An 11,996-nucleotide genomic window follows, 5' to 3' on the forward strand; every position below is an offset into this window, starting at 1 on the left:
CGACTCCGGAAATGGACGGAAGGAGAAGCGGCTGAAGCTGCCGGCGGGGCCTACTTGGCCGCCGCCCAGAGCAGGCCCATCACGGCGCCGTACGTGATGGCGCGGAGGGGCGTGGCCGTGAGCGGGCAGGTTCCGGTGCTGCAGCCCACCAGCCGCTGGTAGGCGTAGCCCAGTACGCCACCGATCGCGAGACCCAGGAGGATGCGGAGGGCCATGGGCTTCACCGGCAACATCCCACGCCCTGCCCTTCAGGCACGCCGAGCTTGCGCAGAATGGTGGACATGAGGCACCAGTTGGTGAGGCCGCTCTGGAGCAGGTTCGCGCCCACGAAGACAGTGAACCAGATCCAGTTCGGGTTGTGGAACTTCGCCAGGGCGAGGCTCACCAGGATGAAGGTGCCGGCGACAGTGTGGACGATGCGATCGACGTTCATGGATCACTCCTTTTCAGCGGCAAGGGCCGCCTGGCGTTGCAGGTTGGCGGCGTGGCCACGGCGGGCCACGACGTAATAGAGCACCGGCACGGCGATGCGGGAGAGCAGGGTGGCGGCCACTTCGCCCGCCATGAGGCTGATGGCCAGGCCCTGGAAGATGGGGTCCGCCAGCATGACAGCGCTCCCCACCAACACGGCGGCGGCTGTCAGCAGCATGGGGCGGAACCGCACCACGCCCGCCTCCTCCACCGCGGATTCCAGCGACATCCCCTCCTTCAGCTTCAGCTCGATGAAGTCCACGAGGATGATGCTGTTGCGGACGATGATGCCGGCCCCCGCGATGAATCCGATCATGCTCGTGGCCGTGAAGAACGCGCCCATCAGCCCGTGCGCCGGGATGATACCGATGAGGGAGAGCGGAATGGGCACCAGGATCACCCAGGGGATCTCGAAGCTCTCGAACCAGCCCACCACCAGCACGAAGATCAGCACCAGCACGGCGGCGAAGGCCATGCCGAGGTCGCGGAAGACCTCAAGGGTGATGTGCCACTCGCCGTCCCACTTCATGATGAGGTTCTCGGTGTTCTCGGGGTGGGCGAGGCCGAGGCGCTCGACCTTCGCGCCGCCGGTGCCCTTGAGGGCGTCGATCTTCTTGTTCAGCGCGGCCAGGGCGTAGACCGGGCTCTCGATGGTCCCGGCCAGGTCGGAGAAGACATAGGTGACAGGCATCAGGTTCTTGTGGTGGATGACCGGCTCCTCGGTCCCGTCCTTCACCGTCACCAGCTCCCGCACGGGCACCATGCCCCGGGCTCCCGGAACATAGAGCTGGAGGATCTGATCCAGCCGCTGGCGCTTCTCGGAGGGGAGCTGCACCACGACGGGCACCTGGCTGGAGCCGCGCAGGACATGGAAGGCTCCGACGGTGTGGCCATAGCCCGCCATGTAGAGCGTCTGGACGACACTCGCCGGGGCCACCCCATGGAGGGCCGCCTTCTCGCGGTCGAGCACGAGGCTGATCTTCGGCGAGGTCGGATTCAGGGTGGAATCCACGTCCACGATGCCGTTCACGCTCTTGAAGACCCCGAGCACCTCTCCGGCCAGGCGGGTGCGCTCCGCGTCGGAGGGCCCATAGACCTCCGCAACGATCGTGTCCATGACCGGCGGTCCAGGCGGGATCTCCACGAGCTTCATGCGGGCCCCCGCGGGCTTCGAGATCTTCTCGAGCTCGGGGCGCAGGCGCACGACGATGTCGTGGCTCTGCTCCTTGCGGTCACCCTTGGGCACCAGGTTCACCTGGATGTCGACCATCTCGGCCGCCTGGCGGAGGAAGCTGTGGCGCACCATGCCCACGAAGGTGAAGGGCGCGGCTTCGCCTGCGTAGACCTGCACGTCCTTGACCGTGGCGTCCTTCAGCAGGCGGCGGGCGATGTCCTGACCGGCGGCCAGGGCGTCCTCCTTCGGCGTCCCGGCCGGCAGGTCCAGCTGGACCATGAACTCTGACTTGTTGTCGAAGGGCAGCATCTTGACCTTGACCACGCCGAAGCCCACCAGGGACATGGCCCCCAGGAGCAGGACGACGACGCCGGCGAAGAAGGCCCACCGGACCTTGGGCCGGGTCAGCAGGGCGTGCATGGAGGTCCGGTAGATCCGGGTGAACCGGGTCTCGGGCACCTCGTCCGGGCCCCGGTGATGCTGGGCCGGCTCGGGGGCCGCCTGGTCCGGGCTGGCGGGATGGAGGCCGGAGGCGTCCGTCTCGGGGAGGTGCGCCTCCTTCCGGAACACGATGAGGCTGGCCCAGGGGCTGATGACGAAGGCGATGATCAGGCTGAAGATCATGGCCAGGCTGGCACCGATGGGGATCGGGCGCATGTAGGGGCCCATGAGGCCGCGCACGAAGGCCATGGGCAGGATGGCCGCGATCACCGCGAACGTGGCGAGGATCGTGGGATTGCCCACCTCGTCCACCGCCTCCACCACCATGCGGGCGAAGGTCTTCTTCTGGCCGGCCAGATGCAGGTGCCGGTGGATGTTCTCCACCACCACGATGGCGTCGTCCACCAGGATGCCGATGGAGAAGATGAGGGCGAACAGCGTGACCCGGTTCAGCGTGTAGCCGAACAGGTAGGTGATGAGCAGCGTGAGGGCCAGGGTGACGGGAACGGCGATGCCCACCACCACGGCGCTGCGCCAGCCCATGGCCAGCAGGATGAGCGCGATGACGCTGAGGGTGGCGATGAGCAGGTGCTCGATCAGCTCATTGGACTTGTCGCCCGCCGTCTCGCCGTAGTTGCGGGTGACGGCCACCTTCAGGTCGCGGGGGATGAGGCTTCCGCGCAGGGCCTCCACCTTGGTGAGCACCTGCTCCGCCAACGCCGTGGCGTTCGCCCCGGCCCGCTTGGAGAGGGCGATGCTGACGGCGGGCTCGAAGCCGGGCCGAGCCGCGTCGGCGAAGAGGACCATGGGCGGCTCGGATTCGGGGGCGTCCACCACCTTGGCGACATCCGCGAGGTAGACGGGCTTCATGTTCCGCACGCCCACCACGAGGCGGCGCAACTCGGAGGCCTGGAGCACGAAGCCGGTGGCCTCGAGCTCCGTGCGCTTGCCGTGGTCCACGAGCGCGCCCGCAGGTAGCTGGGCTTCGGCGGCCTGGAGGGCCGGCTGGAGCTCGCCGATGGACATGTTGAGGGATCGGAGACGGTCGGGATCCGGTTCGATGCGCACCATGCGGCGGGCGCCGCCGACCACCTTCACCTGGGCGGTGTTCGGCACGTCGGACAACTCGCGCGCCAGGACCTCGCCGACCTGGCGGAGCTGGCCGGGCGTCTGCCCGGAGCCGGCCTCGCCATGGAGCGTGAGCACCAGGAAGGGCACGTCGTCGATGGTCTGGAGCTTGATGATGGGCTTCATGGCCCCGGGCGGCAGGATCTGCGGATTGGCCGCCAGCTCCTGGTAGATCTTCACCAGGCTGGGCTCCTGGGGTTCGTTCACCTTGAAGCGCACGGTGATGAGCGCCATGCCCGGCATGCTCGTGCTGTAGAGATACTCGACACCGGGGATGCCCCAGAGGCGGCGCTCCAGGGGCGTGGCGACCTGGCTCTCGATCTCCTTGGGGCTCGCGCCCGGGTAGGGCACATAGAGGTCGACCATCGGGACGATGATCTGGGGCTCCTCCTCCCGCGGCGTCAGGACCACGGCGAGGACGCCCAGCAGCAGCGAAGCCAGGACGATGAGCGGCGTCAGCTTGCTGCGGAGGAAACCCTTCGCCAGCCGCCCGGCCAGGCCCAGTTTGGGCTCACTTGCCATGGCTCACCCCGCTGGAGATCTCGACAGGTTGGCCATCCTGGAGCGCGCCGGGATGGTCGATGACCTTCTCGCCCTCCTTCAGGCCCGAGCGGACGGGCAGGAAGTTCCCCTCGCCTTCGCCCAGGGAGAGCCAGCGCAGTTCGGCATGGCCGTCCTTAGCCACGAAGATGCCGGTGAGTTCGCCGCGCTGCACGAGGGCAGTGCGGGGCACGGAGAGGCCCTGGGCGACTGCCTTCGCGCCCGGCACCTGGATGCGGGCGAAGGAGCCCTGGCGGAGCCCCTTGGGCTTGAGCACCTTGGCCCGCAGGGTGCCCTTGTGGCTGTACGGATCGCCACCGGGGGCCAGGCCGGTGATCTGGGCCTCGCCCTGGACGCCCTCGGTTTCGAACGTCACCTTGGAGCCGGTCTTCAGGCCCTTGGCCTCGTCCTCCGAGACCGACGCCACCAGCTCCTGCTCGCCGTCGCCCACCAGCTCCAGCAGCGGCATGGCGGGTCCGACGAAGTCGCCCTCGTTCACCTTGCGGGACTGGACCACCCCAGCGAAGGGCGCGCGGATCTGGGTGTAGGCGATGTTGGCCTTGATGGCGGCCACGCCGGCCTGGGCCTGGGCCACCTGGGCCTGCACCTGCTCCAGCTCGGAGGGGGTGGCGGCCTTCTGGGCCTGGAGGGCCTGGATGCGGCGGTGGTGGGCCTCAACCGTGGCCAGGCCAGTCTCCGCGGCCTTCAGCTGGCCCTGGAGGTCCTCGTCGCCGAGGGAGATCAGCAGGGTGCCCGCGGACACCCGCTGGCCTTCCTGGACCAGCACGCGCTTCACCTGGGCGGCCATGCGGGTGGACATCGTGGCCGTGCGGCTGGACTGCAGCGTGGCAGCCACCCAGGCACCGCCTTCCGGCGCGCCGCCACCCACCAGGGACACGGCGACCCGTGGCAGTTCCTTTTCCACTCGGGAATCCCGCTTGCTCCCGCAAGCGAGAGTCCCGAGCAGCGCTGCCCCCAAAGTCAGAGACACAACGACGGTCTTCATGGCTTCACTCCTTCGATGGGGGTGCCGGTGGCGAGATCAAGGCTGGCGCGGCTCACGCGAAGATCGAACAGGCTCTGGAGGATGAGGGTGCGGGCGCCCTGCACGGCGGCTTCGGCGTCGAGCACCTCGATGAGGGGGGCGAGACCTTCCTTGTGGCGGGCCTCCCGCAGGCGCTTGGATTCCTCGGCGGCGGCCAGGGATTCCTTCGCCGCGGCGTAGCGGGCCTGGGCGGCGAGGACGCCTTCCCTGGCCACGCGGATCTCGTGCTCGGCCTGCTGCTGCTTGAAGTCCCGCATCTCGCGGGCGGCGCGCTCCTGGGCGCGGGCGGCCCGGGCCTTGGCCTGGTCCGGCGCCGAGAACACCTTCCACTTCACGCCCACGCCGGCCCAGGTCCAGTTCCCCTTGTCGGACCAGGAATGGTGGAGGGTGCCTGCGCCGAGTTCCACGCCCACCTCGGGCATCAGGTTGCCCTTGGCGGCCTTGGCGCCTTCGGCGGCGGCGCGGGCCTCCAGGTCCGCAGCCACCAGGTCGCCGCGCACGCCGGCGGGGAGGCTGGCCGGGGGATCCGTGGGTTCAAGCGGCGTGGCCAGCGGCCCTTCCACAGGCCCCGTGCCCGTGAGCAGGCCCAGCCCCGAACGGGCGGCATGCACCTGCTTGGTGACGTCGGCCTTCTGGGCGTCGATCTGGGCGTGGAAGGCCTTGAGACGCTGGAGCTCCGACTCCAGCATCAGGCCCTGCTTGACGCGGGCCCCCACGAAGTCCTCCATGCCCTGGATCCAGGTCCGGGAATCCTCCACCCACAGCAGGGCCTGCTCCGCCACCTGGGTGCCGAAGTAGGCCTCCACCACCGCCTGGGCCGCCTCCTGCTTCCGGCGCTCCTGGCTGGCCACCTCGGCCTGGGCCATGAAGTCGCCCGCCCGCCGGGCGGCGGTGATCCGGCCGCCGGTGTAGAGGGGCTGCTGGAGCACGGCCGAGCCGCCGTAGGCGCCGATGGCATCCGGGTGGTTCAGGCTGTCGGGGTTGAAGTCCGCCGCGGTGATGCGCGCCTGGTTCAGCTTGATGCCGAAGGCCATCATGGGCTCGTTGGTACGGATCCCCTGGGCCTGGAGCGTGAGGCTCGGCAACCGGAGGTCGCGGGTGCCCTCGGCTTCCGCCTGGCGGGATTCCACCATGGCCTGGCCCGCGCGGAGGCCGGCCTGGTCGCGCCATGCCTTCCGGATGCTGTCGGCCACGGTCAAGCCCTCCTGCGCCAGGAGGCTTCCCCCCGACAGCAGCGCCAAGCTCAATCCCGTTATGGCTTTAATGTTCATAAAGGAATACTCCTAAGCAAAAAAAAGCAACTGCATATAAAAGCATTCGTTCATTTAAGGGCCTTGTAGGTCATCTTCGCACGGTCGGTCACATGACCGCACACCAGGTCGCAGAGCTCGCCCACCAGGGGCATCACGGGGGTGAAGTACACCGCATTGCCCTCGGGCTCGCGGGTCACGAGGCCCACGCGCACGAGGCAGGCCAGATGCTTCGACGCGTTGGCCTGGGACAGGCCCGAGGCCTCGGCCACGGCCCCCTGGCTGAGGGGCCCCTTGTTGTCGAGGAGGGAACGGAGGATCTTCAGGCGGGAGGCGTCGCCCAGGGCGCTGAACAGGCCGCTCACTTCTTCGATCATGGGATTGCTGAGCTGGTGATTCACGACTTCAACTCCATGCGACTATATTCATCCAGTTCTCAGGCTTGTCAACCCGGAAATCTGGACCTCACTGAAAAACTGTATATCCATCGGAGCATCCAGCAACCGACATTCCATCCCTCTGCGGGGATTTGCGGGGATTCGTGATGGACATCATCTCTTTACCGGGAAAATCCACCCGGAGGTCCGCCGAGCTCAGCCACCGGCCCGCCATGCCCGGCCCCCAATGCTAGGCTGGGACAGGAGGCCCCCGTGGAGGACCTGGACGCCCGCGCAGCTAAGATCCGCTTGCTCTGCACCGACATCGACGGGGTCCTCACCGACGGCTCCCTGCACTACGGCCCGGAGCCCGGCCACACGAAGGCCTTCCATGTGCGGGACGGGGCCGCCATCAAGCACCTGCAGCGGGCCGGCATCCCCGTGGCCTTCATCTCGGGCCTGGACGCCGGTGCCACCGTGACCCGGGCCCGGGACCTCGGCGTGGAGGACTGTTTTGCGGGGCACCTGGAGAAGCTGCCCATCCTCGACCAGCTCTGCGCCAAGTACGGCCTGGCTTACGATCAGGTCGGTCACCTGGGCGACGACCTGCCGGACCTGCCCTTGCTCCGCCGCGTGGGCCTGGCCTGCTGCCCTTCGGATGCGGCGGAGGAGGTGAAGGCCGTCTGCCATTGGACCGTGCCCGTCCCCGGCGGCCGGGGCGTGCTGCGCCAGGCGGCCGAGCGGATCCTGAAGGCCCAGGGGCGGTGGGACGAGATCGTGGGCCGGTACTAGCCCGTTGACCCGAGAGCCTCAAGGATCTCCACGAAGGGCACGAAGGAAAGCGGAACGCGAAGAGCACGAATACGCCCTTCGGGCGTGCGAAGGGCGCGAAGAGGATCCGACCCACCGCGGACATCCCTTCGCGAGCGGCGGCCATGGCAGCCCATGAAGCCGCCCGCAACCGCCGCTCGTGAAGTCAGGCGCGCGATGCACGCCCGGGGGCCGAAGGTCCGGATGTCCTGGCCAGGGCGCTGGAGGATACCTTCGTGGCCTTCACGTATTTCTTCGTGCCCTTCGTGGAGATCAGTTGAAGCTCGAGCGGGCCTCTACTTCAGGCCGCGCTTCTCCAGCAGGGGCTCCACCTTGGGATCGCGGCCGCGGAAGTTCCGGTAGAGCTGCGCGGGATCCATCGTGCCGCCCTTGGAGAGCACCTCGGCGCGGAACTTGGCGGCGGTGGCGGGATCGAAGAGGTTGCCCTTCTCCTTGAAGGCCTGGAAGGCGTCGCTGTCGAGCACGGCGCTCCAGATGTAGCTGTAGTAGCCCGCCGCGTAGCCGCCCATGATGTGGTTGAAGTAGGGGCTGCGGTAGCGGGGCGGGATCTCGGCGATGAGGCCCCACTTGGCGAGCGAGGCCTTCTCGAAGGCGGCGGTGTCCTGGGGCTTGGTGGTGGTCAGCGTGTGCCAGTCCATGTCCAGCAGCGAGGCGGCCATGTACTCGGTGGTGGCGAAACCCTGGCCGAAGGTGGCGGCCTTCTTCATCTTGGCCACCAGGGCGTCGGGGATGACCTCGCCGGTCTTGTAGTGCTTGGCGTAGAGCTTCAGCATCTCCGGCTCCATGGACCAGTTCTCCATGACCTGGCTGGGCAGCTCCACGAAGTCCCGCGGCGTGCCGGCGGTGCCGCGGTAGCGGCCCTTGTAGAAGAGGCCGTGCAGGCCGTGGCCGAACTCGTGGAAGAGGGTCCGCACTTCATCTGAGGTCAGCAGCGCGGGACGGTCGCCCGCCGGCGCGGTGAAGTTGCAGACGTTCACCACCACGGGATCCACCTGCTTCCCGTCCTTCACCCAGGCGGGACGGTAGCTGCTCATCCAGGCGCCGCCACGCTTGCCGGGGCGCGGGTGGTAGTCCACGTAGATCAGGCCCAGGTGCCGGCCGTCCTGTTCCTTCACCTCGAAGCAGCGCACATCCTTCTGGTAGACGGGCATGTCCTTCAGTTCCGTGAAGGTGATGCCGTAGAGCCGGCCCGCCAGCGTGAACGCCCCCTGGCGCACGGCGTCGATGGCGAAGTAGGGCTTCACCGATTCCTCGTCGAAGTCGTACTTGGCCTGCTTCACCTTCTCGGCGTAGTAGCGCCAGTCCCAGGCCTCCAGCTTCTGGCCGGGCAGGTCCTTGGCCATCATGGCCTGCAACTCGGCGCGCTCCTTCTTGGCGACCTCCAGTGCGGGCTTCCAGATCTGGTCCAGCAGGCCGTAGACACCCTTGGGATCCTTCGCCATGTTCTCTTCGAGCACATAGTCGGCCCAGGTCTTGTAGCCCAGCAGCTGGGCCTTCTCCACGCGCAGGGCCGCCACCTGGGCCACGATGGCGTTGGTGTCCGTGTCGCCGCCCTGGTTGCAGCGCTCCAGGTAGCCCGTGAGGATCCGCTTCCGCAGCTCGCGGTTCTGCGCGTACTCCAGGAAGGGCCAGATGCTCGGGCCGTCCAGGGTGAAGAGCCACTTCCCGTCCTGGCCCGCCTTCTTCGCCGCGGCGGCCGCGGCCAGACGCGTGCCCTCGGGCAGGCCCGCCAGGTCCGCCGGATCCGTCACCACCATCTGGAAGGCCTTGGTGGCCTTGAGGAGGCGGTCGCCGAAGTCCACGCCCAGCTTGGACAGCTCGGCGTTGATGGCCCGCATGCGAACCTGCTGCGCAGGTGTGAGCGCGGCGCCCGCGCGGACGAAGCCCTTGTAGGTGCGCTCCAGCAGCCGGGCCTGGTCGGGTTCCAGCTTCAGCGCGGCGCGGCCGTCCCACACGGCCTTCACGCGCCCGAAGAGCTTCGCATCCAGGTTGATGTCGTCGCGGTGGGCCGCCAGGAGGGGCATGACCTCGCGGTTCACGGCCTGGAGCTTCGGGTTCGTCTCGGCGCCGGTGAGGTTGAAGAAGACCGATCCGATGCGATCCATGAACTGGCCGGACAGGTCCAGGGCCACGATGGTGTTGGCGAAGGTAGGAGCCTCCTTGGCATCGGCGATGGCAGCCACCTCCGTCTTCTGGCGAGCCATGCCCTCCCGGAAGGCCGGGAGGTAGTGCGCCTCCTGGATTTCCGCGAAGGGGGGCACGCCGAAGGGTGTCTTCCATTCGCCAAAGAAGGGATTGGTGGCGGTGGCGGGGTCGGCGGCCAGGGCGGGCAGGGTCACGAGGGCGGCCAAGACGGAAGCGGGACGCATGGAAGTCTCCTGGGGGGTCATATTTCACTCTAGCATCATCTTACGAGGGATCACCCCCCAGACGGGTCGGGTATCCTCGGGGCATGACCAGCCTCATCTCCTCGCGCATCGCCCGGGCCGGGGCCCTGCTGGGTCTCGCCCTGCTCCTGGCCTGCCAGCCCCAGGCCCCCGTGGTGGTGCCTCAGGCGCCGCCACCCCAGGTCCAGCCTCCGGCCCCGCCCAAGCCCCAGGGCCCCCCGCCCAAACCGAAGATCGCCCTGGTGCTGGGTGGCGGCGCTGCCCGCGGGTTCGCGCACATCGGCGTCATCCGAGCCCTGGAACAAGAGAAGATCCCGGTGGACCTGGTGGTGGGCACCAGCGTGGGCAGCCTCATCGGTGCCATCTACGCGGCGGACCGCAACAGCTTCGAGCTGGAGTGGACCGCCTTCCAGTTGCAGAAGGACGACCTCTTCGACTTCGGCGTGATCTCCACCGTGGCGGGCATGGGCTTCGCCAAGGGCGACAAGCTCGAGACCTGGGTCAAGGGCCACATCAAGCCGGCCAACATCGAGCAGCTGAAGATCCCCTTTGCCGCCGTGGCCACGGACCTCAACTGGGGCCAGAAGGTGGTGCTGGACCGCGGCTCCGTGGCCCGTGCCGTGCGCGCCAGCTCGGCGATTCCCGGCGTGTTCCAGCCCGTGCAGCACATGGGCAAGATCCTGGTGGACGGCGGCGTGGTGGACAACATCCCCATCTCCGTGGCCCGGGCCAAGGGCGCCGACCTCGTCATCGCCGTGGACATCAGCGCCAACGTGGGGAACACGGACATCACCAACCTGCTGGGCGTGAGCCTCCAGGCCGCCAACATCATGTTCGCCCTCAATGTGGAGCACTCGAAGAAGGACGCGGACGTGCTGATCTCGCCGGCCATCGGCGACGTGGGCACCCTGGACTTCACCCAGAAGAAGCGCTGCATGGAGGCGGGCATCGTGGCCGCCCAGCAGGCCATGCCCGCCATCCGCCAGGCCATCGACAAGTGGGTGGCCGCCCGGATGGCGGCGGCCACCCCGCAGCCCTGATCTACTTCACGAACACCATGTCGCCCATGGGGTTGAGGTAGAAGCGTTCGCCTCGGGCGTTCTCCTGGATGACGCGGCCCTGGGCGTCCACGCCCGCCACGGACACCCGCTGCTCGCCCTTGATGCCGTCGAACTTGAGGTAGCCGGCTCGACCCGGCGCCATGGCTTGACCCGGCGCCATGGCCCGGCCGGGGGCCGGTGCGAGCTTGATGTAGCCCAGGGACTCGGCGCTGTGGAACTGCAGGTCGCCGGTGTTCGGCTCCACCTGGAAGTACTCGCCCTGAGGCGTCTTGAAGACGGGCCGTCCGTTCAGCATGCCCGCCACGGACAGGCTGCCCCGCCACTTCATGAAGGTGCCGGCGAACTTGATGGTATAGGCCGCGGCCTCGCGACCGGCGGCGGGGCTCTGGACCGCGGGCAGCGCCCGGGGGGCTGCCTGGCCGAGGGGCTGGGATGCGGGGGACTGAGGTTTGGGAGGCTGGGGCCGGGTGGCCTGGGCCGAGGCGCCGGAGGTGAGGAACACGCTGGCGGAGAGCATCGCGACCGCCGGAGACTGCGACTTGCTGCTGGGTTTCCGCTTCATGGATCCTCCTCCTGGGTGGTGCCGCATCAACCCTGCGGCGGGGCGGCCTGTGCGGGGGTGGCGCGCCCGGCCTTCGCGCGCCGCTTCGGGAGGGCCACCAGGGTGCCCCGGCAGGTCGGGGCCCCGCAGTGGCAGGGGAACAGCTCGCGACTCAGGGCGCGAGAGAGGCGCGCCGAGCCGACAGACTGCAGCTGGTAGTCGAAGGTCAGCTCGGCCCCGGCCGGAATCTCCTGCATGGCGTAAACGTAGGGCGTCCCATCGAAGATGTAGATCTCGCAGTTGGGCTCGCAGCTGTGGTTGACGAAGCGGGCGTCGTTGCCCCCCTCCGCGCCGTCGATGGCCGTGTCCTCGTCCAGGTTCAGGACGTACGTCAGCGTCCGCTCACCCCGCCCGGCCGCGGCCAGCAACTCGGCCTTGGCCACGCGCCGCCCGGCATATTCGAAGACCCGCGTCCCCCTCGGGATCGGACGCTTGGCGAAGACCCCGGTGCCGTGGATGGCCGAGGCCTGGACCCGGATGAAGTCCCTGTCCGGTCCTGGGGCTTTGGGACTCGGCATGCCACCTCCTGGAGGCGCGTGGCGGAGTGGATGGAAGCGGCCGTCAGAACGGCGTGGGGTTGATCGGCCGGAGGAGACCCCCATCATGATCACCCCCTGTCTGTGTGAACAGGAAATTCAGGTGGTCCCGGTCGATCTCACGGGGCTGGCCCGCCGGCGATCCACGGACGTA

Annotated in this window: 11 protein-coding genes; 2 read left to right on the forward strand and 9 right to left on the reverse strand. The window is 68.4% G+C overall.

Annotated elements, in window-relative coordinates; genetic code table 11:
• Positions 1–50: 50 nt before the first annotated feature.
• The 6 genes from MLE64_RS07005 to MLE64_RS07030 all read right to left on the reverse strand — a co-directional run bounded on the left by MLE64_RS07005 (position 51) and on the right by MLE64_RS07030 (position 6,450).
• On the reverse strand, positions 51–215 hold the full coding sequence (locus tag MLE64_RS07005; RefSeq protein ID WP_243317052.1) for a DUF6132 family protein: 165 nt from the start codon (positions 213–215) through the stop codon (positions 51–53).
• 5 nt (positions 216–220) lie between these two features.
• On the reverse strand, positions 221–433 hold the full coding sequence (locus tag MLE64_RS07010; RefSeq protein WP_243317053.1) for a YgaP family membrane protein: 213 nt from the start codon (positions 431–433) through the stop codon (positions 221–223).
• Positions 434–436: 3 nt separating this feature from the next.
• Positions 437–3,736, reverse strand: coding sequence for an efflux RND transporter permease subunit (locus tag MLE64_RS07015; protein WP_243317054.1), 3,300 nt, complete (start codon positions 3,734–3,736; stop codon positions 437–439).
• Positions 3,726–4,679 carry an efflux RND transporter periplasmic adaptor subunit gene (locus MLE64_RS07020; RefSeq protein ID WP_243317055.1) on the reverse strand — a complete coding sequence of 318 codons (954 nt, stop codon included), beginning with the start codon at positions 4,677–4,679 and terminating at the stop codon, positions 3,726–3,728. Before MLE64_RS07020 ends, MLE64_RS07015 begins: the two co-directional genes overlap by 11 nt.
• A 77-nt stretch (positions 4,680–4,756) precedes the next feature.
• Positions 4,757–6,040 carry a TolC family protein gene (locus MLE64_RS07025; RefSeq protein WP_243317056.1) on the reverse strand — a complete coding sequence of 428 codons (1,284 nt, stop codon included), beginning with the start codon at positions 6,038–6,040 and terminating at the stop codon, positions 4,757–4,759.
• 80 nt (positions 6,041–6,120) lie between these two features.
• Positions 6,121–6,450, reverse strand: coding sequence for an ArsR/SmtB family transcription factor (locus MLE64_RS07030; RefSeq protein WP_243287650.1), 330 nt, complete (start codon positions 6,448–6,450; stop codon positions 6,121–6,123).
• Between the two features lie 249 nt (positions 6,451–6,699).
• Between MLE64_RS07030 and MLE64_RS07035 the strand changes: the two genes are divergently transcribed.
• Positions 6,700–7,218 carry a KdsC family phosphatase gene (locus MLE64_RS07035; protein WP_243317057.1) on the forward strand — a complete coding sequence of 173 codons (519 nt, stop codon included), beginning with the start codon at positions 6,700–6,702 and terminating at the stop codon, positions 7,216–7,218.
• A 314-nt stretch (positions 7,219–7,532) separates the two neighbouring features.
• Here MLE64_RS07035 and MLE64_RS07040 read toward each other — a convergent pair whose 3' ends face one another.
• A complete protein-coding gene (locus MLE64_RS07040; RefSeq protein WP_243317058.1) occupies positions 7,533–9,626 on the reverse strand; it encodes a M3 family metallopeptidase in 2,094 nt (697 codons plus the stop codon).
• A gap of 83 nt (positions 9,627–9,709) precedes the next feature.
• On the opposite strand from MLE64_RS07040, the gene MLE64_RS07045 reads away from it, so the two are divergent.
• Entirely contained in the window at positions 9,710–10,684 is a 975-nt protein-coding gene (locus MLE64_RS07045) for a patatin-like phospholipase family protein (RefSeq protein WP_243317060.1), read from the forward strand.
• Position 10,685: 1 nt separating this feature from the next.
• On the opposite strand, the gene MLE64_RS07050 is transcribed toward MLE64_RS07045, so the two are convergent.
• Together MLE64_RS07050 and MLE64_RS07055 are read right to left on the reverse strand one after the other, a co-directional pair.
• Entirely contained in the window at positions 10,686–11,267 is a 582-nt protein-coding gene (locus MLE64_RS07050) for a hypothetical protein (RefSeq protein WP_243317061.1), read from the reverse strand.
• A gap of 26 nt (positions 11,268–11,293) precedes the next feature.
• Positions 11,294–11,824: an SET domain-containing protein gene (locus tag MLE64_RS07055; RefSeq protein ID WP_243317063.1), complete on the reverse strand. Its 531-nt coding sequence runs from the start codon at positions 11,822–11,824 to the stop codon at positions 11,294–11,296.
• Positions 11,825–11,996 lie beyond the last annotated feature (172 nt).

It is taken from the genome of Geothrix paludis, from assembly GCF_022808815.1.
In the GTDB taxonomy this organism is placed as follows: domain Bacteria; phylum Acidobacteriota; class Holophagae; order Holophagales; family Holophagaceae; genus Geothrix; species Geothrix paludis.